The following is a 26849-nucleotide window of genomic DNA, read 5'->3' as shown; positions in this document are numbered from 1 at the left end:
CACCGTCAGGAGTTTGTCGACTCAGTCACCTTGGCGGGCTTTGCGCGCTGTCAGCCTGCGCCGATTTGAATATCAATGAGCGCATTTTTTCCAGCTTTGGCGTGACCAAGGGTATCGACAACATGGTGCTGCCGACCGCCATCAAAAGCGTCGCTGTGAAGGCTTCATTGGTAATCACGCCTTTATCCAGCAGGATATTGACGAAGATGATCATGATCAGGGCCTTGGTCTGCAACAGCCAGCCGATGATTGAAGCCTCGCCCTTTTGCCAGCCCAGCATCTTTCCGGCAATCTGAACCCCAGCCAGTTTGCCCGCCACCGACGCCACCAGCAGGACCCCAGCCACGGCAAAGACCGCAAATCCGCCGACTTCCCAATTGGTTCTCAGGCCCGTCGACAGAAAGAAAACCGGCATGATGGCCAGCAGGATGTGGTTGCGGAACAAATCCATCTGCTTTTGGTCGAACATATCCGAATCGAGCACGGCCCCGGCCAGGAACGCCCCCACCATGAAGTGCAGACCGCTCCAGTCAGCGGCAAAACCATTGGCAGCCAGCCAGATCAGGCCGATATACCACCGGTCACGCTCCGGCACCTTGCGCATCAGCTTACGGATCAACCACGCCGCGGCCATAAAGCCAACCAGATACATGGCTTGGCGTCCGACGCGATCCCAGTCCAGCAGAATCAGCGCCAGAACGCCCCAGATCGCAATGTCATCAAGGCTGGCATAACGCAAAATTCGCTGCCCCAAGGCCTCACGCAGGATGCCGAGCTTTTCCATAAACAGCACCAGAATAGGCAGGGCCGTCACTGCGCACGCCATGCCGATGCCGAGCACAAATTGCCAGGTCGTGCCCTTGGGCCCGATCCATCCGGCGGTGCCGCTGACCATGATAATCCCAACCGCGGCCACGCAGCCAAAGATCAGTGGCGTGCCCAGGGCCAGCCCCGCGGTGACGCTGGTTTCCGAGCGGTATTGCCACGCTTTTTTCAGATCGAGTTCAATCCCGGCGATCCACACAAAGATCATCACCGCCCACCACGCAATGCCATTGAGTGCGGTAATGACCTGCGGATTGAACACGAAAGTGTAATAGTCCGGGAACACCGCCCCCAGCACACCCGGCCCCAACAGTATGCCGCCGATAATCTGCACCACCACCAGCGGCGCGTAATATTCCGTCTTGAAACAGCGCCATATCAGATAGGGCACGGTTAAAATAATCAGCATGGCGATGAGAAAAATCTCAACCGTCCCCATAGTGTGCCCCGTCGTCGGCATGCCCCAGGCTCCCTTTACTAAATAATTTTTTATCGAGCTCTGCGGCTCTGCCCGTAAATGAGGCTGAAACTTTCACCGGGGTCAAATCCTAATTTGACGCTTTTTGCGCTTCATACCATTTTGTTTTCGTTGAGCAAATTTCTGTTGCCAATTCAACACTACGTAGTAACATTACTACATGACAACGCCGTCAATATACCTATGTAGCTACGGATTTTACACCTGATGGCCACCCTCACCAGCCGCGAATTCAATCAGGATGTCGGCCGCGCCAAGCGCGAAGCCCGACTTGAGCCGGTCTATATTACCGACCGCGGGCGGCCGACTCACGTCCTGATGAGCTTTGAGGCCTTTCGCCACATGACCGGTAAGACCGAAACCATCGTCGATCTGCTGGCCATGCCGGAGGCCGCAACCCCGACCACGGCTGAGGATTCGGGCGCTGACTGGGATAAGGCCGGATCGTCCGGCCTTAAGTTCTGATGTACCTGCTCGATACCCACATCATTCTGGAGCTACGCAAGGCAAAATCCGGTCAGACCGATAAGGGCCTGACCACCTGGGCCGGTAGTGTGGCGCGCCAGAACCTGTTTATGTCGGCGCTCAGCCTGATTGAGCTTGAAACCCACGTCACCCAGCTTACCACCCGCGATAAACTGGCCGGTGCGGCCCTGCGCGGCTGGCTGGATCATCAGGTGATGACGGCCTTTGATGGCCATATCCTGTCGGTTGATGCGGCGGTCGCCAAAAAGCGCGCACACTTAGCCATCAGCGACAGCCGTGATGCGCTGATGGCCGCGACGGCATCCGTGCACGGGCTGGTTCTGGTGACCCGCAATGCCGCCGCCTATAAGGCCAGCCGTATCAAGACCTTCAATCCGTGGGGCTTTACCCCCGAAATTGCCGCCGAAGACAGCGCAGACTGGCGCCAGATGGCCAAAACCGGCCCGATGTGGTTCCGGAACCTGTTCCTGCGGTTTTAGCCCTCACCCTCAGACGGGTAAACGCCCGCCAGAACTTCATCGAAATGGGCGCGCACCAGACCGTTGCAGCCGCAGGCCAGAGCCTTAAGGTCATCAAACTCATTGATCATCAAACGCCCGCGTAATGTCCTGAGGGTGCCGCGCCGTTTCATTGTGGCGACGACCCTTCCGACATAACTGCGGCCAACGCCCAACATCCCGGCCAGTTGCTCCTGCGTCAACGGCAGGACGTGATCACCCGTCCGGTCAATGGCGGCGCACAGCCATTTGGCGGTACGCTGTTCGATGGAATGGGTGGCGTTGCAGGCCACGCCTTGAAACACCTGCGCCAGCAGGCAATCGGCATAGCGTGCAAAGAAATGCCTGAGCTTAACCGACTCTAACTTAGCTGCCTCCAGCAAACCGGCATCGATGCGCAACATGGGGCCGGGAAACTGCACCACCGCCCGCGCATAGGCGGGCAGACGCCCCTGACTGACGATACCGCCGACCGCCCCTTCGCGGCCAATCAGCGCCGTTTCCACCCCGCGCGCATCCTCAAGCAGCACCAGAAATGACACCAGCGTAGGCCCGCACGGAAACCAGGCATATTTGACGGTATCGCCCGCTTCGACCAGCACAGTCCCCGCATCGACATAGACCCGTTCCAGATGTGGCTCCAGCAGCGCCAGATCGGCAGGACGCAGGGCGTTCAACAGGTTGCTGACGTGCGTGTCTTCATTGATGCCGTTCTCTGTCGGTGATCGCCTGATCATAGTTCCCCATCTATACCGCTTAAGGCTCTGTGTGCACTTGTGCGCATACAACACCCCAAAACCATGTATTATCGGGCTGCAAATTTTCGATTATGAAGTCATATCCGAACCGTATCGGTTGCTGATTTTGCGCAGCATATACCTACCTGCCTGCGCCTTTATGATCCTTCACCACCCCATCCGGAGACGCCGTAAATGCCGTTCACGCAACGGGACGAACTGACTGATGCGGAACTGGATGCGGCGCTGCAATCATGTGAGCACGAACCGATCCATATCCCCGGCTCCATTCAGCCCTACGGCCTGTTGTTCGCCGTCAACCCGCACAATCGCACCATTGTTCAGGTCAGCGAAAATACGGGCAAGGTTCTGGGCATTGAGGCCAAAGCCTTACTGGGGACGTCGCTTGATGAGGTTTTGGGAACGGCTAAGGTCGACTACCTGATGGAGGTCGCGCGCGACGGCGATTTGCAGCCCATGCGCTCAGGCATTGTTACGCTTAATGACCGCGACTTTGATGCCATATCCCACTATAGCGGCCCCAATCTGATCGTTGAGCTGGAGTTTCGGCAGACAGAGACCGCCCTGGCCGACCGCGCTTTCCACGATGAAATGCGCCAGTTTTCGATCGGTATCCGCGCCCCGCGCACGCTGGCCGAGTTGTTTGATTATGTCACCGGCTGCGTACGCCGCATCACCGGCTTTGACCGCGTCAAGCTGTATCAGTTCGATGACGCCTGGAACGGTCAGGTGGTCTCAGAGGCGCGCGCTGAGTTTATGCCCAGCTATCTCGGCCTGCGCTTTCCGGCCTCCGACATTCCGCCGCAGGCCCGCAGGCTTTATATGAAAAGCTTTATCCGTCAGATCTCGGATATTTCTTATGCCCCGGTGCCGCTGACACCGCCACTCAATCCGCAGACGGGGGAATCGCTCGACATGTCGATGTGCATGTTACGCAGCGTATCGCCCATCCATGTGCAGTATCTGGCCAATATGGGCGTTAAGGCGTCTATGTCGATTTCGATCTTTCAGAACGGCCGGTTCTGGGGCCTGATTGCCTGCCACCACAATTCGCCGCATCATGTGCCCTACACGGTGCGGCTGGTGTCGGAAATCATGGGCCACATCTTTTCGGCTCACCTGTCGTCCATGACCGAAGTCGCTGATCTGGCGGCCCGCGAACGGCGCAAGACGATCCTTGAGCGTATTTCAACGGCTCTGCTCGGCAATCATGAGCTGTCTGAGCTGATCGGCCGCCAGCATCTGGATATCATGGACGCACTGAGCGCCGACGGCCTGACCATCTGGCGGCGCGACCGCTGCGACAGCTATGGCAATATGCCGCCCAAAGCCGCCACCGCGCAACTGGTGAACTGGCTGGACAGCCACAGCCCTGCGTCGATCTTCAAGACCCGCGCTATCGATAGTTTCTTTTCCGATGGCAATGCCCTGCACGAGTGGAGGGGCGGTGTGATGGCTGCCCCGATCACCATGGGGCGCGGTGAATACATCATCTGGCGGCGCGACCCTCAGATCGAAAAAGTCACCTGGGCCGGAAAGCCGGAAAAGACCGTCCATGAAACCCGCGCCGGTCACCGCCTTTTGCCGCGCAGTTCGTTCGAGACGTGGAAGGAAGAGGTGCGCAACAACGCCATCGACTGGTCTTTGGACGACATCGAAATGGCCCACGCCATCATCGGCATACTGGCGCAAAATGCCCGGCTCAATGCCGACCGGGCCAATGCGGCCAAGTCCGAGTTTCTGGCCCATATGAGCCATGAACTGAGAACCCCGCTCAATGCCATCATCGGCATCGCCGCCATCCTTGAGCGCCAGAGCCTGAACGACAAGCAAAAGCAACTGGTCTCGACGCTCGGCATCAGTTCCGACGCCTTATTGAGCATCATCAACAATTCGCTCGACCTGTCCAAGATTGAGGCCAATGAACTGACGCTGGAGACGCGCGCCACCGACCTGCGCCGCGAACTGAACGACGTTGTGACCATGCTGACGCCGCGCGCACTTGAAAAGCACGTCGCCTTAAGGGCACACATTGCCGATGATGTGCCTGACTATTTCCTGAGCGATCCGGTGCGCCTACGGCAAGTTCTGACCAACCTGATCGGCAATGCCGTCAAATATACCGATGCCGGCCAGATCAACATTTCGGTTGAGACCAGCCGCGATGAAACAGGCGAATGGTTACAGGTGAGCGTCGTCGATACCGGCATTGGTATGTCCGAAGATCAGGTGGCGCGCATCTTCAACCCCTATGCTCAGGCCGATGAGACCATCACCCGCCGGTTTGGCGGCACCGGCCTTGGCCTGACCATCACCAAGAAACTGATCGAACTGATGCAGGGCACCATTGAGGTCGACAGCACGGCGGGTCTGGGCTCAACCTTTACCGTGCGTTTGCCGCTGATCAGCCATACCGCTACGGCCCATCCCCCCAAGATCAGCCCGCCGACCGTGCGACCGCCGAAGGCCCCCATCGTTATGCCGAGCCGCAGGAATATCCTGCTGGTTGAGGACTATGAGGCCAATGTGCTGGTGGCACGTACCCTGCTCGAAAATCTGGGCTATGACATCGACATCGCCAAGGACGGCGAAGCGGCCATCTCCGCCTTTAAACGCAGCCGCTACGATCTGATCCTGATGGATATCAACTTGCCCCGGCTGGATGGCTATGGCGCCACTCAGGCCATCCGCCAGATCGAAGCCGAGAGCGTGAAGGTGAAAACATCCGGGCAAGGGACGCGCATCATTGGCATGACGGCCCATGCGCTGGGGGATGCCGCGCAAAAGTGCTATGACATGGGCATGGACGGCTATATCGCCAAACCGTTCAGCCTTGATGATTTCGAGCAGATCGTGGCGAAATTTATCCCTTAAGGGCCCTTTGTTCATTGACCAGCGCCAGCAGACCCGCTGCCGCATGGGCATCGTTCAGTGCCCGGTGATGGCCGATCAACTCAATGCCAAATTCCCGCGAAAGGGGTGCCAGACCATAGGCTGACAGGCCGGGATAATGCTTGCGCATCGACGCAACGGTACACAGCTTTGGGTATTTGAATCCGCGACCGAGGCGCCGGTATTCCGCGGAGATAAAGCCGTAGTCGAAATTGACATTGTGGGCGACAAAGATTGCCCCCTCCATAAACGCCGCAAATGCATCGGCCACCTGATCAAAGGTCGGCGCGTCACGCACCATGTCATGGGTAATGCCGGTCAGTTCAGTGATAAAGGCGGGTATCGGCCGCTTAGGATTGATCAGGCTTTGCCAGACATCAATCACCTCACCACCGCGCACCTTGACCGCGCCGATCTCGGTCACCCGGTCATAAATGCTACGCCCGCCGGTCGTTTCGACATCGACCACCACATAGGTTTGCTGCGGATCAACACGGTAGCTAAGGCGCACAATTTCAACATCAAAACCGGCTGATTTCAAAAGATTCAGACGCGCCAACTGGTTGCGCCGGATCTGATCACCCTCGGCCTTGACCTCGACAAAGAGCACGTCGCACTCACGCATCAGCACCAGATCAGGAAAGCCATCGCGCAAGCCGTAATAGTTGTGCGCGAAGGCCTCAAGCACCGTGGCTATGGCGCACGGATTGGCGGCGGCCACAAAAGCCTCAATCACCTCATCCCGAAGCGTGTCCGCCGCCTCATCTGGCACGGCAGACGGTTTCAAAATCGCGGCGATGTTTCCGTTTCTGATCGCCGCAATCTTTGTCGCCACGGCATCGGCATAGTCGATATGAAACCGACCGTCGCGCAGGCATTTCGGCACCGGATCAAAATCATTGCACACCGGTGCGGTGCTCAGTTCGTCATGAAACACCCGCCAGAACAGCGCTGGCCACAGGCCATTTTCGACATGATAGCCGCGCCAACCTTCGGCGCTCAGCGCCTGTATCGCCCCCGCCTCCGGGTAACCACGATATAGATCATCGACCACCACTGTCCGGGCTGAGCGCAGCAATTCGGTCAGGACACCCGTGCGTCGCCCGCCAAATTTGCGGCTATAAAAATCGTCGGCAAAGATATAGGCTTCGTCATGGGCCGGATTGGCCATGATATCATCCAGCAGCGCCTTGACCTCATCGACAGCCCCTTGCGCATACAGCAGCCGGATGCGCCGTTCCTGACTGTCGAACGCTTGTGATCGGCCATAGAAGTCAAGCGCCCGACCATAATCTTTGCGCGCCTCAAACCCCTGCCCCAGCCGGTGCAGGAGGAGATCGCGCAAACCCTGACTGTGATCGCTCAGGGCCGCCGGAAACGCCTCGATCTGCGCCGCCAAAGGATGCGGATCGATGACCTTAGCCTTGAGCTCGCTTAAGCGCTGACGGTAGAAATAACCGGCCCGCGCATCGTCAACACTATCGAACCGTGCGGCATGCGTCTCGCGCGCCTTAACCGACAAAATGCCCAGATCGCGCAGGGTAAAATCGATCAGATTGTCATTAAGCTTGCCAAAATAGAGATAGAGCAAAAACCCGACCCGCTCGCGAAAGTGCGGCACAAAACCGGTGCCTATATCCGCCGCATCAATAAAATCGTCATAACTCAAAAGATCATGGACATAGGCGACCATATCGCCCTTCGACCAGGTGGTGCGCATATCGGGCAGGCCCGCCGCCTTGGCCACCCGCACCAGATCAGGCTTGGTCATCCCTTCAAGGCAGGCGCGGTAATCGCCACATTCCAGCCCGCGCACAAAGCCGTGGCGGGTGAGTTGATCCATAGCGGCGGCGATATCACCGATTTCCGGATAGTTGAGGTCACGCATCCGGAAAATCGCCGTCTTGCGATTGACCATCCGGATATAAAGACATTGCGCCGGTTCACCCAGTTGCTCAAAGCGCGCCATAAATTCGCGCTCATCCAAGCCCAGCCCGTCGCCGTATAAACCGGTGACAAACGCCATCATCTCCCGGAAATGGGTGTGGTAGTAGGTCGGCGGTAAAAGGGCTTGCACAGGTCTCATGATCGGGATAACCGTTCTATATATGTTCTACATACATAATGCAAATGTGGATGTTTGATGGTGAATTTGCGTATCCGGCTTTATGACGGCGCTTTGGTCGAAGCGCAGGGCCTACGCGGCCCGCTGACCGCGGTTCAATGCCCGAACAATCCGACGCATTTTGAGATTTCAGGCTTTCTCTACGATGCCAGCGGGCGCGCCGCTCTGCCCAGAACGCGGGTGCCCAAAATCCTTATGGTCTATTCCACAGGCTGCCAGCTTTTGAAAACCGCCTGATAAATAAAGCCTCTTTATTATCAAGGGCACCAAACCACATTGCCCGTTTATCAGGTCACCGCCAGTCTCGGTAATATGAGGGTGGGCCGGTTTCAAACAGCAGTTGGTAAGCGCTCATGTCCGATCAAACACCGCCGTCCACCCATAACGCCCCCCAAAACTGCCCGCGCGAGTATCAGGATGACTATATCGGCCAGCAATCCCCTAAGCTGGGCGCGCCCCTGATCATTGCGCTAATGATCGCCGGCATTATTGGTGCGGCCTATGCCGTCATGTATTTTGGTTAAACACTCGCCACATTAAGCAGCTTTGACAGCTTGGCTTTCAATTCCTGCGGATTGAACGGCTTTGAGATGTAATCATCCATCCCGGCTTCCAGGCATTTTTCCTTATCACCGTGCAGAGCATGGGCGGTCATGGCGATGATCGGGGTGTGCTCACGACGGTCCTCGGCCTGACGCAACCGGATGCGGCGCGTGGCTTCAAACCCGTCGATATCAGGCATCTGAACGTCCATGAGGATAACATCGTAACGCCCGTCCTGCCATTTGCGCACGGCTTCTTCACCATTGAGCGCCGTGTCGTAGCGATAACCGAGCGTCTCCAGCAGGGTCGTCGCCACCAGCGTATTGGGCGCATAGTCTTCGACCAGCAAAATCCGCGCCTGCCCGCCGTCAGGCACGTCATCGGCAATCTCTGGAGGCGTGAGAACTGCCGTGGTTCCGGCCAGGGCTTTAAGCGGAATCTCCACAATAAACTCCGCGCCCTGATCGGTGTCACTGATGACCCAGATGCGCCCGTCCATCGCCTCACACAGTTTACGGCTGATGGCCAGACCCAGCCCCGTACCGCCGAACTTACGGGTGATCGACGAATCGGCCTGAGTGAACTTATCGAAGATATGCTCGGCCTTATCGCGCGGAATACCTACGCCGGTATCTTTCACACCAATGCGGACATTGACCAAGCCGTCAGGCCGCACGGTGCCTCCGGCGCTGATGCGAATTTCGCCCTGCGCGGTGAACTTGACGGCATTGGACAACAGGTTGGTCACCACCTGACGGATACGCAGGCCATCGGCATAAAAGCGCATATCCGGGTCGAAGGCATAGTCGAGCCCCTGCTCAAGTCCCTTTTCCTGCGCCTTGACCGAGATGATGCTTAAGCTGTCTTCCAGCACCTGTTTTAGATCGCACGGGCCGTAGTCCAGCTCGACCTTATCGGCCTCCAGCTTGGCAAAATCGAGCACATCATTGATCAGATCCATCAGCGCTTCGGCGCTGTCTTTCATGGTCAGCAGGTATTTCTCATGCTTTTCGGGCTGAGTGCGGTAATGCAGCATGATGTTGGTAAGCCCCACAATCGCGTTCAAAGGCGTGCGGATTTCGTGGGACATATTGGCCAGGAATTCCGACTTGGCACGGTTCGCACTTTCGGCCTGTTCGCGCGCCATCACCGAATCCTGAATGTCGGTACAGGTGCCGTACCAGATGCGCACCTGACCGTCGTCATCACGCACACTGACGCCGCGCGTCTTGAACCAGCGATAGGCCCCGTCGAACCGGCGCAGGCGGTATTCTATATCATAGGCCGCCCGCCCCGCCACCGCATCGGCCCAGTGCTGCACGGTGCGATCGCGATCATCGGGGTGCAGAACCTCAACCCAGCCCTGCCCCATAAGGCGCTCCAAAGGCACCCCGGTATAGGACTGCCAGTGCCGGTTCATATAGGCGACCCCTCCGTTAGCCGACGTCGCCCACACCAGTTGCGGCATGGCCTCGGTCAGGCCACGCCAGCGCTCCTCGCTTTCGCGCAAAGCCGCCTCGGCATGTTTGCGTTCCGTGATTTCCTGAAAATAGATTGAAATGCCGCCTTCTTCGACCGGAAAGGCGCGCACGGCAAACCACTTTTGCCAGGGCGCATAAAAGTTTTCAAAGGAGACACTGACCCGCCCGGTCATCACCTTGCGCAGGTTGCGCTCAAGCTCAGTCCCCCGCGCGTCCGGGAATACATCATCCCAATAATGCTGGCCAATGCGGGCGTCAGGATCAATGCCCTGCGCCGATAAGGCCTCACGCGCCGCTGCGTTCATATAGGTAAAGCGCCAGTCCGCCCCCAGCACCTGCACCCCGTCATCAAGGCTTTCGAGCACGCGTGTCACCCGCGCCTCGCCCTCCTGACGCAGGGCCGCCATCTGGAGCTGTGAGCGCACCCGCGCCAGCAGTTCGCGCGCACTGAACGGTTTGGTCAGATATTCATCGACCCCGGCCTCAAGCCCTTCGACCCGTGCTTCTTCGCCCGCCCGCGCCGACAGCATGACCACCGGGATTTTGTGGGTGGCCTCAAAAGTGCGCAATCGCGCAAGCAAGCCAAACCCATCAAGGCGCGGCATCATCACATCGGTCAGCACCAGATCGGGCGCCTTACGCAGGATCGCCGCCCACGCCGCTTCGCCATCGGCCACGGCCTCGACTTCATAATGGGCCGACAACAGGCGCTGCACATAGTCGCGCATATCGGCATTGTCGTCGGCCAGAACGATACGGGCCCCGGCGGTCGCGTGATCATGATCCGCCGCTTCAGTCGGCAGCAGGGTTGAGGCCCCGTGCGACGGCGGCGACAAGGCGGGCACATCCCCCGGCAACCAGCGCAGGGCTTCCTCGACATAGGCCTCGGCTCCGATGGCAGCGACCGATCGTCCGCCGCGGTCATCACGCACCTGCGCCTGCGGCAGGTGATCGCGGCCGAGCGGCAGGATCACGCGAAAGGCGCTACCCACACCCAGTTCGCTGTCGACCTCAACCCGCCCACCATGCAGGGCCACCAGTTCCTGCACCAGCGACAGGCCGATGCCGCTGCCTTCATAGGTACGGCCCCCCGTCCCGGCGACACGGTGAAAGCGCTTGAACACATTCGGCAGTTCCTGCGGGCAGATACCGACGCCGGTATCGGCAACCGTCAGTTCCGCCTGATGATCCGTGTGTCTCAGGCTGACCGTCACCTCGCCCTTCAGGGTATATTTGAACGCGTTGGAAATCAGGTTCAGCACGACCTTTTCCCACATGTCGCGGTCAATATAGGCCGGTTCCGGCAAGGTCTCGCACGCAATGCGGAAGGTCAGGTCTGCCTTGTCCATGGCCGAACGGAAGGTCGAGGCAAGGTCCGCCGTAAACGCTCCCAGATCGGTCGGCACAAAGGCGGCCTCGGCCCGTCCGGCTTCGATGCGGGCGAAATCAAGCAGGGTGTTGACCAGTTTCAGCAGCCTAAGCGCATTGCGATGGGCAACATCCAGACGGATTCGGTTATCGGGAATGGTCTGATGGTCAGCCAGGGCATCTTCGATCGGCCCCAAGAGCAAGGTTAGCGGCGTGCGAAACTCATGGCTGATATTGGAGAAAAATGCCGTCTTGGCGCGGTCAAGCTCAGCCAAAGCCTCTGCGCGCCGGGTTTCGGCCTCAAAGGCTGTGGCACTACTGATGCTGGCGCCAATCTGGCCGGTGACCAGTTGCAGAAAGCTCTGATAGGCCTCGTCATAAAGACGGTAGGGACTAAGCCCCACGACCAGCACCCCGGCCAGAGCCTCACCCGACAAAGTGACCGGCAACAGCACCGCGCGGGTGGGTGCCTCATCCCAGGCCCCGTTTGGAAGGTCAGCAAACTGCGCCGAAAGATCATCGACTAGTACCGCCGCACCTGTGCGACGCATCTGCTCGATGGGCCAGTTGTGCGGATCGGCAGCGGCGTGCTCATGATCCACACCGCACGCCATCTTAAGCTTGGGCGCGTCCCCCGTCAGGCAATAAAACAAGCTAAACGGCATATCATGGGCGTTTGAACACAAGGCCTTATCCGCCTGAGCAAACACGTCTTCGGCGGTGCGGCAATTGGCGGTTTTTGCGGCCAGATCGCGCAGCAACGCCAGTTGCCGCTCCCCGATCACGCGCTGAGTATCATCGGTATTGGCGCAGATAATGCCGCCCACGCCGCCATCATCATCGGGGATCGGGCTATAGGAAAAGGTGTAATAGGTCTCTTCCGGATAGCCATTGCGCTCCATGATCAGGAGTTGATCCTCGACGTAAATGCCTTCATCACCGGTCATGGCCTTGGCTAACAGAGGCTCGATGTCCCCTTTGATTTCGCGCCAGACTTCCGAGACCGGCTTGCCCAGCGCCCACGGATGCTTGCCGCCGATGATCGACTTATAGGCGTCATTATAGAAATAGGTCAGTTCCGGCCCCCAGCCGACCCAGATCGGCTGGCGCGAGGTCAGCATGATGCGGATGGCGGTCTTTAGGCTGCGCGGCCATAGCTCAGGCGGCCCGACCGGGGTCTTGTCCCAGTCATGCGTCCGCATCAGCCGCGCCAGTTCCCCCTCGCCTTTCAGGAAATCGGGTGCCGCCGATAACGAAACCTTACCGTCATGACGCCCCTGATCCATAGTCTTGTCCGTATTGGTCGCAAACTGCCGTCTACCGGCCCCATAGCCGATTGCGCCCATATTCATCAGAATATCATAAATAAGCGATGGGGCTTTAGGCCCCTGTATATGCGGCTGACATTAAGCTTATTTGCGCTTAATCCCGCGGCCCCAGGGCCTGAGACAGGTTTTGCAGGATACGTCGCAAAGCCGCCATATCGTCCGTCCCGATCAGGTCGCCGCAGTGATCCTCAAGCCTTTGACTAAGCTCGATCAGCGTCGCCCACACCGCCTGTCCGCGCGAGGTCAGCACTACCCGCTTGGCGCGGCCGTCATCGGGATCAGGCACAACCGTCACATATCCCAGGCTTTCGAGATCTCCCACCAGATAGGCCATGCTTTGCTTGGTGATCTGTGCGCGTTCTGCCAGATCAACGACGCGCGAGCCTTCGGGGCGGATATATCTCAGCAGGCTGGAATGAGCCGGGCGAATATCGGGAAAACCACGCGCCGCCAGCCCGCCGTAACCCTTAGTCTGCAAATATTCGTAAGGGCGGCGCAGCAGTGACCCAAGGGTCACCTGCGCATCGGGCAAGGGTACATTACTCATAATTCACGGCGTAGCATATTGACAGATAAACTGTCTATATATAAATGGACAGATTCTCTGTCTATTAAAAGGAAATTTACATGCCGCTCGATCTCAACGATCATCACTTTAAACCGCAAACCAAAGCTGCCTTCATGACCCGCGACCTGACCGAACAGAACCTTGCCATTGTCGATGCGCACATTAAGGGCGAAGGCCGCGATCCGGGTGCCGTCATGTCGCTCTATACGGACGATATCGTGCTCGACATGCCGACACGCGGCATCACCCTGCACGGCAAGGCCGCGATCGAGGCCAATTACCGACGCATGTTCGGGGCGATGGAACTGATATCCATGACCCCGATTGAGCGCTTCGCCACCTTTGACCGCGTGATCGATGACTGCGTCGCCCGTTTCAAGCTGGTGCGCGAAGGCTTCGAGGCGGCCCCCTATCCCATCGGTTCCACAATCGACCTGCGTCTGTTGCATGTATTCCATATGAAAGACGGCAAGATCGCCCGCGAAACCGTCTTCGAAGGCTGGACACGGATAGATTAGGGGGACGCGCTATGATTGCGTCGTGGTTTTTACGCAGTGCTATTATTTTCGGCCTTATAGGCATGAGCATGGGCATCGTCATGGGGATCAGCCATGATCACACCCTGTCGCCGGTACATGCCCATATCAATCTGATCGGCTGGGTCGGGTTGTTTCTGGCCGGACTGTTTTACGGCAGTCACCCAGCGGCCACGGGCAAGCTGGCCAAGGCCCATTTCTATGTAGCGGTCATCGGGCTTATCATCATGGCGCCTGGCATCGCTGGCTCGATATTGGGCCTGCCGTGGGGCGCACCTCTGGCCGGAATCGGCTCGATCATTACCCTGATCGGGTTCATCCTGTTTGCCATCGGCGTCTTTCGTCATAGCGGTGCCAGAATAACCACAGCTTGACCTTTGCAATCCGCATGGGCCATCCTCCGGCCAAACATAACCGGAGGATCGCACATGTGGCGCGCAACACTTATCTCAGCCGTTTTACTGGTATCAGGCTCAGCACTGGCTGAGACCAAGCCGGAGGCACCAATCAAGGTGCTGATCGTCACCGGTGGCTGCTGCCACAACTACCCTGAACAGCGTGAAATCTTAGAGGACGGTCTGAAAGCCCGCCTCAATGTGACCGTCAGCCACCTTTATTACGATCCAAAACCGGGCGAACAGGCGACCCGTCCGAAACTGCCGATCTATGATAATCCGAACTATGGCGATGGTTTTGATGTCATTGTGCATAATGAATGTGCCGCCGATGAAAGCGACCCAAAGATTATCGACACGGTTTTGGCCCCGCACCAAAAGGGCATACCCGGCGTCAATCTGCACTGCGCCATGCACTCCTACCGCGCAGAGACTTTCCGTGAGCCGGTCACGGCGGGCGAGGCCCGTGCTAGGTGGTTTGAATATACCGGCATCCAATCGTCAGGCCACGGCCCGCAATCGCCGATTACCCTGACGGTGGCGAAAACCGCCCATCCGATCACTAAGGAGCTAAGTGGTTGGACGACCAGTAACGATGAACTTTACAACAACCTGACCACGTTCAAGGTCACGCCGCTGATCTATGGCATCCAGCCGGAGTCGCCAGAGGTTGCCGACCGCGACAAGACCTTTACCGTGGCCTGGACGCACACCTATGGCCCCAAGAATGTGCGGGTGTTTTCCACGACGCTCGCCCACAACGAAGCCAACATGCGCGAAGATGCCTATCTTGATCTGGTTGCAAACGGTGTCGCTTGGGCCAGCGGGCGCAAATAATAACTCGCAAAAAAAGCCCCGGCGAACCGGGGCTTTTTCTTTATCCTGCGTCTGATTTACGGACAGTTGCCGTCGCCTTCGACCGCCATCAACTTGACGGACGTATAGGTCAGGTCCAGCGCCTTTTCCGAAGATATCGCAAATGGCACACCGATCTGCTTCATGTCTGCGCCCGCATCGCGGAAACAACCGAGCTTGATCTTCAGCGTCTTGAACTGACCACCCGTCGGGGCCAGCGCCTTAGACACATCGACACGGCCCATGATGAACGGATCACGCCCGACACCGATGGTCACCGGCCCTTCAGCGGCCTTATCCATCTTATAGGTGATCGACAGCGCCAGTTCACCCGTCGTCTGACGGCTCAGATCAACCAGCGGCCCCTGGAACAATGCCGCCCCAAGGCCCTGACCGTTGAACACCAGACGGCGGCCGGCTTCCTGCGCGCCGGCATCGACGATGGTCTGGCTGGCAATACCGTTCGGGCTCTTGAAGGTGCCCTCGCCGTCTTTCGCGCCGCTCAGGTCAGCCAGATAGAATTTCCACGGCGCTCTGGTACGACCGGCGGTGAAATAGTTATCGACATTGACCACATCGGCATCGCTGAGGCCCGACACTTCGGACTGTTGGGCCAGATCGGCCTTGTCGGCATAGGTCAACCCAAAGCCATAGGCAAACAGCGGATCATAGCCGGTCATGCCGACATTGAGCGGTTGCTGCACGGCGGTTTTCGGCCATGAGAAGCTGAGCTTACCCTTGAAATCATGGCGCGCCTTGCCCGCCGCATCACCGATGATCAGGTCAGCGATCCCGCCGCCCTCGGTGCCGGGCAGCCACGCCGCCACAAAGGCGTTAGACGCGTTCAGTTCCGGGTTGACCCACATCGGACGGCCCGACAGGAATACGGTCACGACGGGAATCCCGGCCTTTTGCAGCTTTTTGATCAGCTCCAGATCCTTGGGCTCACCCGGCTGGTAATCAAGGTTCGGACGGTCGCCCTGAAATTCGGCATAGGGGTCTTCGCCGATGACGACGATGGCGACGTCCGGCTTTTTGCCCTTATAGGAACCATCAACCGACAGGGTCGCCTTGCCACCCGCCGCCGTCGCCGCGTCCTTGATGCCGCCAAAGATCGACTGGCCATGCGGGAAGTCGGCATTGGTGTTGCCGGTGCCCTGCCACGAAATCGTCCAGCCGCCCGATTGCTTACCGATATTGTCGGCCCCATCACCGGCCACCAGGATATTGGCCTTGCCCTTAATGGGCAGCAGCGAGCCATTGTTTTTCAGCAGCACCAGCGATTCACGCACCGCCTGACGCGCCACGGCGCGATGTTCGGGCTTAGATAGATTTTCCCACTTGCCGGTGATGGCGCGGTCTTTCGGCGCGCCAAATTCAAACAGGCCGCCCTTGATCTTGGCGCGCAGGATACGGCGCACGGCGTCATCCAGACGGGCCTGTGAAATCTCACCCGACTTGGCCTGAGCCAAGGTGTTCTCATAGATGCCCTTCCACGAATCCGGGGCCATGAACATGTCGATCCCGGCGTTAAACGCCTGCGGACATGAACTGTTGGTGCAGCCCGGCACCTGGCCTTGCGCGTTCCAGTCGGACACCACAAAGCCGTCAAAGCCCATCCGGCCCTTCAGCACGTCGGTCAGCAGGTATTTGCTGCCGGTCAGCTTTTCACCGTTCCAGCTTGAAAACGACGCCATGACCGACAACACACCGGCTTCGATCGACGGCGGATAACCGGCGTTGTGGATCTTGGCCAGTTCTTCCTCACTGATCACGGCATCGCCCTGATCCTTGCCGCCCAAGGTGCCGCCATCGCCCAGATAGTGCTTGGCCGACGACATGATGCGCCCCAGCTTAATGCCCTCATCGCCGCCCTTATCGCCTTGCAGGCCTTCAACGACCTTACCGGCATAGGCGGCAACATCTGCGGGGTTTTCAGAATAGGATTCATAAGCCCGGCCCCAGCGCTTATCGCGCGAAACGGCAACCGTCGGCGCAAACGTCCAGTCAACGCCGGCCAGCGCCATTTCATAGGCGGTGACTTCGGCGATCTTTTTCATCAGGTCGGGATTGCGGGTGGCGCCTAAGCCCACATTATGCGGGAAAATGATCGCACCCACGAGGTTTGAGTGACCATGCACCGCATCAATCCCGAACAGCAGCGGGATCTTGGCCTTGGACGGATATTCCAGCGATGAACGCCAATAGGCATCGGCCAGATCAAGCCATTCCTGCGGCGTAGCGCGCTCGTTGCCATTCGGCGACGACGATCCGCCCGCCAGAATGGAGCCGAGCGGATATGTTTTCAGGTCTTCGGGTTTGATCGAGGCGATATCGCCCTGAATGGTTTGGCCGACCTTTTCTTCGATCGTCATCTGCGCCATCAAAGCGTCGATTTTGGCTTCGACATCAGCATCGACCAGACCGGCATCCTTAAGCTCCGGCCACACCGGATTGACGGCCACAGGTGCCGGTGCCGGGGCAACTGCAGGGGCCGCCGCCATCGGGGCCGCATCGGTGTCCGCGCCGCTGAAGGTCGCGCAGGCGCTTAAGGCCGTGAGCATCAGTCCGGCCGTGCTTAGCTTCAGCCACGCCTTGAACGGCGACGATTTGGTGTGTGCAGATTTCATCTCAGCTTCCCATCTGGGCCCGATACCAATGATACGGGCGTTTTTTATACGTCATATCTTATGCAGGACCATGAGGAAACGCTTACGACATCTATTCAGCGCCCGTCTTTTTGACATGGGCGCCAAAATATCCGTCCCGTCACAACGCCAAAAGCCGTGGTGACGCCGCCTCTCCCTGTACGCGCGGACATCGCAACACATCAGACATGACCCTGATGATATTGCGGCCCATTACCTCTTTAATGACAGCGCTATCAGCCGCCGTCAAGGCTTAGAGCACTCGCAAATGCGAAGAACTATTATTTTGCACTGCAGCGTGATATTAAAAATTAAATATATAATTCAATATACTAAAAAATGTTCGCCGCAGCATTAGCGCGCCGATTTCGCGTCAGGGATGATTTTTGAAATATTTTTCAAAAATATATTTGACAGCGCTGTCAGATGGGCCTAATTCTGAAGCCTGTTGTTGCCGTGTAAGCGTGCCGTCTCCCGGCCCTTACGTACTGTGAGTTTAAAGCCGGACTTTGGTGAGGGTCTTTCCCTTTTTCACCTTCATCGTCTGGGTTCGGTTTTAAATACCTTCTGGAATTTGGCATTTTCGAAGGTAATGGCCTTTAGATCCCGGTGGCTTCTGTCACCGGGACTTTTTTTGTCCGGCCCACAACTTGACAGCCTTCATCAACCCTCACAAGTTGTCACCTTGAAACGATGCGCGCGGGGGAAGATTATGAAACATTGGATCGCGGCTCTTGGATTAGGCATCTTCCTGCTCGTAGCGCCTGTGAAGGCCGAAAATATCAGTGACAAGACACCTGCGGATATTGCCGCACACCTCGCCACAAACCCACCGACGGACCTCAACGAATATTACGACCTACGCCAACACGCCGGCGACGCGAAATTTGCGGCGGTGATCAGTGCGACCACAACTCATGCCTATAAGGTCGGAGGACTTGAAGGCGTTAAGTTTGTCTCAGGTTGCAAGCTTCCCCAATGGCACGCCCCGGTTCAGGCCGGTCTTCTACTGGCACAGACGGCCACAAGCGAGGCGGAATGGCAAAACTGGGTGAGTGAGGTCAAAGCCCGTCAAACGCAGTATCAAACCACATGGGCCGACCTGTCGGTCGGCAAAATCGCCCACCCTGATCTGGACGGCATTGCCGCCACACTCAAGGCCACCCACGAAGCACTACCACCAAGCACCAAAGAACTTGCCGTGCGGGCGGCCCGTGATCAGTTTGGACGCTATGGCACTATGTTGACAGACCAGGGGCTGTTGTGGGCCAGGGATGCGTCGCCCCCTGTCCTAGACTATATGAAAAGCTATATTTATGCCGAGCTATGCGCCACAGATATTTCCAATACCAATTGGCTAAAAGCCGAACTGGCTCAAAACGGCTGGTTTAAAATCTCAACTCACGGTCCGGGGGCGGACGGCAATGCCTGGCTTCTGGCGCAACATGCCGACCATGACCCGGCCTTTCAGAGAGACGTGCTGGCTCTGCTGGAGCCGCTGGTAGCCACCGGAGATACCCGCCCATCCAATTTCGCCATGCTATATGACCGTGTTGCCCTTAAGTACAACCGTCCTCAGCGCTACGGCAGTCAGGGCCGCTGCGTCGCGGCCGGGGTGTGGGAGCCGTTTGAGGTTGAGGATCCCGCCCACCTTGATGAGCGACGCGCACAGGTTGGCTTAGAACCGATATCTGAAAACCAGAAGAGGTTTATCTCTATCTGCACCGCTGATATGGCCGCCCTTCAAGGGCAGATAAAATAGCCTAAACCGGCCCGACCGAATTGCGCTTGATCAGTTCAAACGGCAGCAGGCGGTCGGTGTCGCGTTTAGTGCTATCCGCGTCTTCTAGCTCCGCCTTGGCCAGCAGGATATCGGCGGCGGCATAGGCGATATCTTCGACCGGCTGGCGGATCGTGGTCACATGCGGCCAGATCAGGATCGATCCCGGCGCATCGTCGAACCCGCAAATCGAGATATCTTCGGGGATGCGGATGCCCATTTGCTGAGCGACGCCCATAATGCCAAACGCCATATAGTCGTTGCTGGAGAAAATCGCCGTCGGACGCGGATTGCCCGCCTCAAAGAACGCCTTGCCCGCCTCAACACCGGATTCGTAGGAGAAAAAGCCCTGCTTTACCCAATCGGGCCTGGGGGTGATTCCGGCCTCGCTCAGCGCCTTTGTGAAGCCCTGATAGCGTAAATGCGTGCCGCCATGTTCGGGGTGGCCGAGCACAAAACCTATATCGCGGTGGCCCATGGCGATCAGATGCTGGGTCATTTCATAGGTGGCGCGGGCCTCATCCATGCGCACAATCGGCGAGCGTCCGGGATTGAGGAACGGTGAAATCCGCACATAGGGCACGCCCGCGGCCTCAACCGCATGCAGCACCACCGCCATGTCACATAAGGGCGGCGTCAGGATCACGCCATCAAGGCGAATGGTCGCCAGAAGCCCGGCTATATTGCGCTCAAGGTCAGGCGAATGGGCATCCTGCGGCTCGATCAGCAGGTGATAGCTGTTTTCACGGCAGCGCCGGATCGCCCCGTTTTGCACGGCATTGATATAGCTGGGGTTGGGGTTATCGTAGAAAATGCCGATCAAAAAACTGCGCGCCCCCGCCAGTGACCGCGCCAGAAGATTGGGCCGGTAATGCAGCAGATTGGCGGCTTCCTGCACCTTGGCGCGGGTCTCACCACGGACATTGGGCTCATTATTCATGACCCGTGAGACGGTCTTGATCGACACCCCCGCCAGACGCGCCACGTCATTTATCGTGGATACCGTGCCGCTCGCCGGTAAATTCACACCGAGTTTAAGCTCCGCTGACGCCTTGATGTCCACCAATTAAGTCCCTCTCGCGTCCGTATCCGGATCAGCCCGCGAACGCATTGCGGGCCTGCCGTTTTGATTATTATACGATTTTAGGACTTCAAATTGTCTTAAGCGCGTGATTTGTCAATCAGCGATCAGCATATGACTGCTTTTTTGACAGCGCTGGCAGGGCATTCCCGCCAGCGCTGTGATGACTTAGGCCTTTGAAAAGGCTGCCACAGCCTCAGCCGTAAGGCGCGTGATTTCGGCCCAATTGCCGTCCTGCATGGCCTTGGCGGGGGCGACCCACGATCCGCCGACGCACAGGACGTTATCGAGTGCTAAGAAATCAGCGGCATTTTTGGCATCAATCCCGCCAGTCGGGCAGAACTTGACCTGCGGCAGCGGCCCGCCAATACCTTTCAGCATCGGGATGCCCCCGGCAGGTACGGCCGGGAAGAATTTCAGGTGGGTAAAGTTCCACTCCAGCGCCTGCATGACCTCTGAGGCCGTCTGCACACCCGGCAGCAGGGGTAATGAATCCTGCTTGGCCAGTTCCTTGGTCAGGCCGGGAGAGACCAGAAACTTGGCCCCGGCCTTGGCGGCTTTTTCGGCGTCGTTTGGTGTCAGAACCGTACCGGCACCCACAATGGCATCGGGACGTTCTTTGGCGATGAGCTTAATCGCATCCAGCGCACAATCGGTACGCAGGGTGATTTCCAGCACCGTGATCCCACCGGCGATCAGCGCATCCGCCAGCGGCAGGGCCTGATCAAGGCTGGGGATGACCATGACCGGCAGGACCGGCCCTGTGGTCATGAACTTCGGGACGTTGGCGTGGGTGCCAGGATATTTGCTCATCGGGGGATTTCCTTTTTCGTTTTAAGATTGCCGCTTAAGCGACATTTTTTATAGACCTATTCAGCCCGTGATCTCAGCGTCCGTCAAGGCATGGGCTGACCCCAGCAAGGCCGCGCACGGGTGGGTGATGATATGACTGGGGATACCGGCGACCAGATCGGCCAGAGGCGCCTTGGCCTCCATGCGCGCGCGGAAGCGGCCTTCGTCGATGAACCGGAGCAGGCGCGGCGCGATGCCACCCGCGATAAACATACCCGCCGTCGCCCCATGACAGAGCGCCAGATCGCCACACACCGAGGCCAGAATATCCAGAAACGCCTCAACCGTGTAGCGGCAGCCTTGGGCATCAGGCCCTTCAATATTGGTGATCTGTGCGGGGGTCAGCTCCAGCGCCTTTTCACCGCGCACATAGGATACGGCCTGATAGAGATTGACCAGACCGGGGCCTGACAACAGATTCTCGATCGTCACCCGACCCAGTTTTTTGCGCAAAAAGCGGTGAATATCGGCCTCAAAATCATTGACCGGCGCCCACGACGCATGGCCGCTTTCGGTCGACAGACAATAAGGCCCATATGCCCCACCGACCAGAACCGACGCGCCAAAACCTGTGCCAGCGCCCATAACGGCATGGACATCGCCAAAGCCTTTCGCGACCGGCCCCAGCGTTTTGATATCGTCGCCGTCCATATAGGGCAGCGCATAGGCCAAGGCCGCATAGTCGTTGATCAGGCGCGATTTTTTAGCGCCCGATGACTTGGCCAGTTCACTTTCCGTCACCAGCCAGTCGAGGTTGGTAAACTTGATCTGCCCGTTCTTGACCGGCCCGGCCACCGCCAACACGGCATAATCCAATTCTGGACGGCCCCCTAAATCCCGGAAATAATCCGCGATAACGGCATAGATATTGGGATAGCCGTGCGTCTCGAACGACTTGAAATCACGCAGCTTCGTCTTGCCGTGATCGCGCTCAGCAATGGCAAAACGCGCATTGGTGCCGCCGATATCACCGACTAAACCACGAAAGGTAACGGACGCCGCAGACGACGTTGTGGGGGACTCAAAATGGGCTGTCATCTAACCTTACCAGAAGACCGCGCCGCCCTCATCCGCAGCGCCTACGACGCGCCGGAACGGGGCGAACAGCTCGCGTCCAAGACCATCCATTTCGGTCTCTTTCACAGCCGGTTCGCGGGCCAAGAATGACGCTTCATTACCTATGAAGCTTAAGGTCCCATTTTCGCAATCTACCCGCAACACATCTCCTGACCGCAGTTTTGAAATCGGTCCGCCATCTTTGGCTTCTGGAGTGAGATGAATCGCTGAGGCTACCTTACCTGATGCACCCGACATCCGTCCATCGCTAACCAGCGCGACCTTACGGCCCTGATCCAGCAAGCTTGACAAAGATGGCGTGAGCGAATGCAACTCAGGCATACCATTGGCCTTTGGCCCCTGGAATCTGACGACGCAAATAAAATCCCCATCGGGGATGTTACCGGCCTTAAAAGCCGCCAGGAAATCATCCTGATCGTCGAAAACCGCGCAAGGCGCTTCGATAAACTGATGCTCCGGCTTGACGGCGGAAATCTTGGAGACGGCAATACCGAGATTGCCCTTCATTTCGCGCAGGCCACCCTCGATGCAGAACGGATTGGCAATCGGCCGCAGCACGGCTTCGTCGCCGGAGGCTTCCGGGTAAGTCGCGCCAGATGACCTGGCCGTTTTGCAAAATCGGCTCACGGCAATAGTCGGCCAGCCCCTCACCCCAGATGGTCTGAACATCAGCGTGCAGCAAACCCACACTCAGCAATTCTCGCATCACAAAGCCAACGCCGCCTGCCGCATGGAAGTGGTTGGTGTCGGCCGAACCATTGGGATAGACCCGCGCCAGCAGCGGCACGATGCGGGAAATGTCGTTCAAATCTTCGGGCGTCAGAATGATACCTGCGGCCCGCGCCATAGCGGGCAAATGCAGGGCGTGATTGGTCGATCCGCCGGTGGCCATCAGGCCGACAACGCCGTTGACAAACGCCTTGACGGTCAGCACATCAGCCAGACACGCCGGCTGCTTACCATTGGCGGCGGTCAGGGCCGCACGTTCGACGGCGGCGGCGGTCAAGGCCTCACGAAGTTCGGTATGCGGATGGATAAAGGCCGAGCCTGGCACATGCAGACCCATCATTTCCATCAGCATCTGATTGGAATTGGCGGTGCCGTAAAACGTACAGGTGCCGACCCCGTGGTATGATGCCATCTCCGCCGCCAGCAGGGCATCGCGGCCGACTTCGCCACGGGCATACTGTGTGCGAATCTTGGCTTTTTCAGGGTTAGGCAGCCCTGAACTCATCGGTCCTGCGGGCACGAAAATCACCGGCAGATGGGCAAACGACAGCGCCCCGATCACCAGACCCGGCACGATCTTATCGCACACGCCCAGCATCAGGGCGGCGTCAAACGCATCATGGCTGAGGGCAATCGCTGCCGACATGGCAATGACGTCCCGCGAAAACAACGACAGCTCCATACCGCCGCGGCCTTGGGTGACGCCATCGCACATGGCGGGCACACCACCGGCGACCTGAGATGTGGCGCCGACTTTGCGGGCGGCTTTCAGGATCTTTTCGGGGTAGTTGTGGTATGGCTGATGGGCCGACAACATATCGTTATAGGCGGTGACCACGCCGATATTGGGCACAGTATCGAGTGCTGCCTGCAGCTTATCGTTCTCGGTCGAGGCGGCGACGACGTGGGCATAGTTGGCGCAACTCAGCTTTTTACGGCGCGGCTCGGTCGTCTTATAGCGCTCGGTGCGGGCCTCGAACTTGGCGCGCAAATCTCTGGAGCGATCCGTGATGCGTTGCGTAATGGCGTCGAGCGCAGGATTGAGGGTCATGGTCATGTACTCTTAGGCCGCCCAAACGACATCTACCGGCACAGGCGACTGCGCGATGAAAGCACCGATGGGGGACGTATAGGGATCATCAGATAAAATAGCGCTGCGTAAAACCTCAAGCTTTTCAGCGCCGGTAATCAGCAGCAGGATGCGCTTGGAGCGATTGAGCGCAGGCACGGTCAGGGTGATGCGCGGTAGTTTTGGTTCAGCCTCTGTACCGGATGGGGCGACCGGCAGAACCAAAGCCGTCGTGTTATAGATCTCGGCATTAATAGCATGACCGGGGAAGATCGAGGCATAGTGCGCATCCGCCCCCATGCCGAGCAAGGTCAGATCAAAGATCGCCTCATCGTCAGCCGTTTCGATACTTCGCAAAACGGCTTCAGCCTTTTTCGCGCACTCCCCCGCATCATCCAGATCCTGAATCAAGGTCACGAAATTAAGCCCCGCCTCGATCGCCGGGGTCAGTGCCGTGGCCATCATCAGGGTGTTTGATGAGGCATTATCCAGCGGCACAAACCGTTCATCGACCTGCGTGATTGTGATCTTGGACCAGTCGAGATTAAGCCCGCTCAAACCCTCATAGACCGCCTTGGGCGTCGATCCGCCCGCACCTGTGATCAAGGCATGGCCCTTAGATGCGACTTCGGATTCTAAGGTAACTGCTATTTGGTCAATTACATGCGTCACGGCCTCATCGACGCTTGCGAAAACGTGAACGGGTAAATCGCCGTTTAAGCCAGGCAGATTAATAATTTTATCGCGGACAAGTTCAGTCATTCCAGCTACGCCCATCGCGATCAAGCAGGGTATAGGCCGACACCGGCCCGTAGGAGCCCGCCGGATAGGACTGGGGACGCGGGTAAACCTTGGCCCAGCCGTCTTCAATGCCATCAACCCACGCCCAGGCGGCTTCGACCTCATCGCGGCGCACAAAGGCGGCATTGTTGCCATTGAGCGCATCCAGAATCAGCCGCTCATAGGCGATACGGCGGCGCGGGGCTTTTGTGCCGTTGGAATCGAACGCGTTGGTCAGCGACAGCGACAGGGCCAGAGGCTGTAGATCCATTCCGCCCGCCGCCGACAGACCCGGCGCTTTGTTCATGACGGTCAGCGAAATATCTTCTTCCGGCTGAAGGCGGATCACCAGACGGTTGGCCAGAACCGCCCCCCCAAAGATAGAGTGCGGGACGGCCTTGAACTGCACCACAATCTCAGTAGCGCGGCTCGGCAAATGCTTGCCGGTGCGCAGGTAAAACGGCGTGCCTGCCCAGCGCCAGTTGGCGATTTCGGCTTTCAGCGCGACATAGGTTTCGGTGCCGGACGGAGAGCCCTTCTCGGCCTCATAACCTGCTACCGGCTTGCCCTCAGCAAAGCCCGCGCCGTACTGGCCGCGCGCGGTATGGGTCAGGACATTGTGCTCATTGATCGGCTTCAGGCTTTTGAGAACCTTGACCTTTTCGTCACGCAAAGCATCGGCATTAATGCCCGACGGCGGCTCCATCGCCAGCAGACACAACAGCTGCAACAGGTGGTTTTGCAGCATGTCGCGCAGGGCGCCGTATTCATCGTAATAGCCCAGACGCTCACCGACGCCGACGGTTTCGGCGACCGTAATCTGAACATGATCAACCGACTGCGCATTCCACAGCGGCTCAAACACCGTATTGGCAAAGCGCAGCGCAATCAGGTTCTGCACCGTTTCCTTGCCCAGATAGTGGTCGATGCGGAAGACGCGTGCTTCGTCAAAGGCAACCGCCACCGAGTCATTGATGACCTTGGATGAGGCCAGATCACGCCCGAGCGGCTTTTCGATAATGACGCGGTTAGGTTTGGCGTTCAGGCCGGCCTTCAGCAGGTGTTCGCAGATCGGCTTGAACAGCGACGGCGACACCGACAGGAAGAACACGATATCGAGATTATCCGTAGCCCCCAGTTCAGCCTTGAGCTTGGGGCCCCATTCGGCATCACCGACATCAAGCGACAGATGGCTGATGCGGGCGGCAAATTTGTCAATCGTACCGTCTTCGAGGTCAGCGCCTGCGCGCTTGGTCACCGCGGCCTTGACGCGCTCAACAAATTCATCGCGGCCCACGGCTTCGCGCGCCACCGATACCAGCCGCACATCATCCGCCAGAAAGCCGTCCTGATCGAGCATGGCCAACGACGGCCACAACATGCGCAGTGCCAGATCGCCGGTGCCGCCCACCAGAACAAACACGCGCTGGCGTACCGATGGTGAAGATAATCCGTTCAGAGACATAAAGCTTATCGTTCCTGGGCCGAAGACAACGGCCCCTTCTTGAGTGAGAGCCTGCTGGTGCGGTTGATCCTGCGTGCCAAATCGACCAAAGTCGATGACAGCGCTGTCATACAGGCTATTCCCAACAGGGTCAAGTCGCAGACTGACCGCATCGGTGGATTATGCCGCATTCATACATCCATAAAACCAAAAACTTCGTGAACACAATTGGTTATGTCGCACGATTTTTTCTA

At 58.1% G+C, this 26849-nt stretch carries 20 protein-coding genes and 1 pseudogene; 9 read left to right on the top strand and 12 right to left on the bottom strand.

The annotated features are described in order from the left end of the window. Nucleotides 1–25 precede the first annotated feature (25 nt). Nucleotides 26–1285 carry a cation:proton antiporter gene (locus tag OVA03_RS14800; protein WP_267525809.1) on the bottom strand — a complete coding sequence of 420 codons (1260 nt, stop codon included), beginning with the start codon at nucleotides 1283–1285 and terminating at the stop codon, nucleotides 26–28. A 225-nt stretch (nucleotides 1286–1510) separates the two neighbouring features. Here OVA03_RS14800 and OVA03_RS14795 point away from each other — a divergent pair, with 225 nt between their 5' ends. Together OVA03_RS14795 and OVA03_RS14790 are read left to right on the top strand one after the other, a co-directional pair. Continuing rightward, on the top strand, nucleotides 1511–1768 hold the full coding sequence (locus tag OVA03_RS14795) for a type II toxin-antitoxin system Phd/YefM family antitoxin (protein WP_267525808.1): 258 nt from the start codon (nucleotides 1511–1513) through the stop codon (nucleotides 1766–1768). Continuing rightward, on the top strand, nucleotides 1768–2268 hold the full coding sequence (locus tag OVA03_RS14790; protein ID WP_267525807.1) for a PIN domain-containing protein: 501 nt from the start codon (nucleotides 1768–1770) through the stop codon (nucleotides 2266–2268). Before OVA03_RS14795 ends, OVA03_RS14790 begins: the two co-directional genes overlap by 1 nt. Here OVA03_RS14790 and OVA03_RS14785 read toward each other — a convergent pair. Then, nucleotides 2265–3023, bottom strand: a complete 759-nt coding sequence (locus OVA03_RS14785) for a Crp/Fnr family transcriptional regulator (protein ID WP_267525806.1) — start codon at nucleotides 3021–3023, stop codon at nucleotides 2265–2267. The genes OVA03_RS14790 and OVA03_RS14785 overlap by 4 nt on opposite strands. Nucleotides 3024–3218: 195 nt before the next feature. On the opposite strand from OVA03_RS14785, the gene OVA03_RS14780 reads away from it, so the two are divergent. After that, nucleotides 3219–5918, top strand: coding sequence for an ATP-binding protein (locus OVA03_RS14780; protein ID WP_267525805.1), 2700 nt, complete (start codon nucleotides 3219–3221; stop codon nucleotides 5916–5918). Here OVA03_RS14780 and OVA03_RS14775 read toward each other — a convergent pair. Next, complete coding sequence (locus OVA03_RS14775) at nucleotides 5908–8022, bottom strand: exonuclease domain-containing protein (RefSeq protein ID WP_267525804.1); 2115 nt, start codon at nucleotides 8020–8022, stop codon at nucleotides 5908–5910. The two genes, OVA03_RS14780 and OVA03_RS14775, sit on opposite strands and share 11 nt — an antisense overlap. A gap of 57 nt (nucleotides 8023–8079) precedes the next feature. Between OVA03_RS14775 and OVA03_RS14770 the strand changes: the two genes are divergently transcribed. Together OVA03_RS14770 and OVA03_RS14765 are read left to right on the top strand one after the other, a co-directional pair. Further along, on the top strand, nucleotides 8080–8298 hold the full coding sequence (locus OVA03_RS14770; protein WP_267525803.1) for a hypothetical protein: 219 nt from the start codon (nucleotides 8080–8082) through the stop codon (nucleotides 8296–8298). A gap of 116 nt (nucleotides 8299–8414) precedes the next feature. Further along, nucleotides 8415–8585 (top strand): hypothetical protein, encoded by a 171-nt coding sequence (locus OVA03_RS14765; RefSeq protein WP_267525802.1) that lies wholly within the window; start codon nucleotides 8415–8417, stop codon nucleotides 8583–8585. Here the strand turns inward: OVA03_RS14765 and OVA03_RS14760 are convergent. Further along, on the bottom strand, nucleotides 8582–12805 hold the full coding sequence (locus OVA03_RS14760) for a response regulator (RefSeq protein ID WP_267525801.1): 4224 nt from the start codon (nucleotides 12803–12805) through the stop codon (nucleotides 8582–8584). The genes OVA03_RS14765 and OVA03_RS14760 overlap by 4 nt on opposite strands. 70 nt (nucleotides 12806–12875) lie before the next feature. Beyond that, the gene (locus OVA03_RS14755; RefSeq protein WP_267525800.1) at nucleotides 12876–13328 is read right to left on the bottom strand and encodes a MarR family winged helix-turn-helix transcriptional regulator; all 453 of its coding nucleotides are present in this window, start codon (nucleotides 13326–13328) and stop codon (nucleotides 12876–12878) included. An 80-nt stretch (nucleotides 13329–13408) separates the two neighbouring features. Here OVA03_RS14755 and OVA03_RS14750 point away from each other — a divergent pair, with 80 nt between their 5' ends. From OVA03_RS14750 to OVA03_RS14740, 3 genes are read left to right on the top strand one after another with little or no spacing between them, the layout of a single operon-like run. Continuing rightward, nucleotides 13409–13867, top strand: coding sequence for a nuclear transport factor 2 family protein (locus tag OVA03_RS14750; RefSeq protein ID WP_267525799.1), 459 nt, complete (start codon nucleotides 13409–13411; stop codon nucleotides 13865–13867). Nucleotides 13868–13878: 11 nt separating this feature from the next. Continuing rightward, on the top strand, nucleotides 13879–14259 hold the full coding sequence (locus tag OVA03_RS14745) for a hypothetical protein (RefSeq protein WP_267525798.1): 381 nt from the start codon (nucleotides 13879–13881) through the stop codon (nucleotides 14257–14259). A 54-nt stretch (nucleotides 14260–14313) separates the two neighbouring features. Beyond that, nucleotides 14314–15117, top strand: a complete 804-nt coding sequence (locus OVA03_RS14740) for a ThuA domain-containing protein (protein ID WP_267525797.1) — start codon at nucleotides 14314–14316, stop codon at nucleotides 15115–15117. A 56-nt stretch (nucleotides 15118–15173) separates the two neighbouring features. On the opposite strand, the gene OVA03_RS14735 is transcribed toward OVA03_RS14740, so the two are convergent. Continuing rightward, entirely contained in the window at nucleotides 15174–17765 is a 2592-nt protein-coding gene (locus OVA03_RS14735) for a glycoside hydrolase family 3 protein (protein WP_267525796.1), read from the bottom strand. A gap of 730 nt (nucleotides 17766–18495) precedes the next feature. On the opposite strand from OVA03_RS14735, the gene OVA03_RS14730 reads away from it, so the two are divergent. Continuing rightward, the gene (locus tag OVA03_RS14730; RefSeq protein WP_267525795.1) at nucleotides 18496–19545 is read left to right on the top strand and encodes a DUF6624 domain-containing protein; all 1050 of its coding nucleotides are present in this window, start codon (nucleotides 18496–18498) and stop codon (nucleotides 19543–19545) included. Between the two features lies 1 nt (nucleotide 19546). Here the strand turns inward: OVA03_RS14730 and OVA03_RS14725 are convergent, their stop codons facing one another. The 6 genes and pseudogenes from OVA03_RS14725 to zwf form a co-directional block, all read right to left on the bottom strand. Continuing rightward, entirely contained in the window at nucleotides 19547–20620 is a 1074-nt protein-coding gene (locus tag OVA03_RS14725; protein ID WP_267527737.1) for a LacI family DNA-binding transcriptional regulator, read from the bottom strand. Nucleotides 20621–20812: 192 nt separating this feature from the next. Then, entirely contained in the window at nucleotides 20813–21457 is a 645-nt protein-coding gene (locus tag OVA03_RS14720; protein ID WP_267525794.1) for a bifunctional 4-hydroxy-2-oxoglutarate aldolase/2-dehydro-3-deoxy-phosphogluconate aldolase, read from the bottom strand. Nucleotides 21458–21517: 60 nt separating this feature from the next. Next, a complete protein-coding gene (locus tag OVA03_RS14715; protein WP_267525793.1) occupies nucleotides 21518–22534 on the bottom strand; it encodes a glucokinase in 1017 nt (338 codons plus the stop codon). Nucleotides 22535–22540: 6 nt separating this feature from the next. Continuing rightward, a pseudogene (edd, locus tag OVA03_RS14710) lies at nucleotides 22541–24353 on the bottom strand (phosphogluconate dehydratase). A 12-nt stretch (nucleotides 24354–24365) separates the two neighbouring features. Then, the gene (gene pgl, locus OVA03_RS14705) at nucleotides 24366–25133 is read right to left on the bottom strand and encodes a 6-phosphogluconolactonase (RefSeq protein ID WP_267525792.1); all 768 of its coding nucleotides are present in this window, start codon (nucleotides 25131–25133) and stop codon (nucleotides 24366–24368) included. Further along, on the bottom strand, nucleotides 25126–26616 hold the full coding sequence (gene zwf, locus OVA03_RS14700; protein ID WP_267525791.1) for a glucose-6-phosphate dehydrogenase: 1491 nt from the start codon (nucleotides 26614–26616) through the stop codon (nucleotides 25126–25128). The genes pgl and zwf overlap by 8 nt, the downstream gene beginning before the upstream one ends. Nucleotides 26617–26849 lie beyond the last annotated feature (233 nt).

Source organism: Asticcacaulis sp. SL142 (assembly GCF_026625745.1).
Taxonomy (GTDB): domain Bacteria; phylum Pseudomonadota; class Alphaproteobacteria; order Caulobacterales; family Caulobacteraceae; genus Asticcacaulis.
The sequence above is the reverse complement of the archived record's forward strand: the minus strand, read 5'-3'. Positions and strand labels throughout refer to the sequence as shown.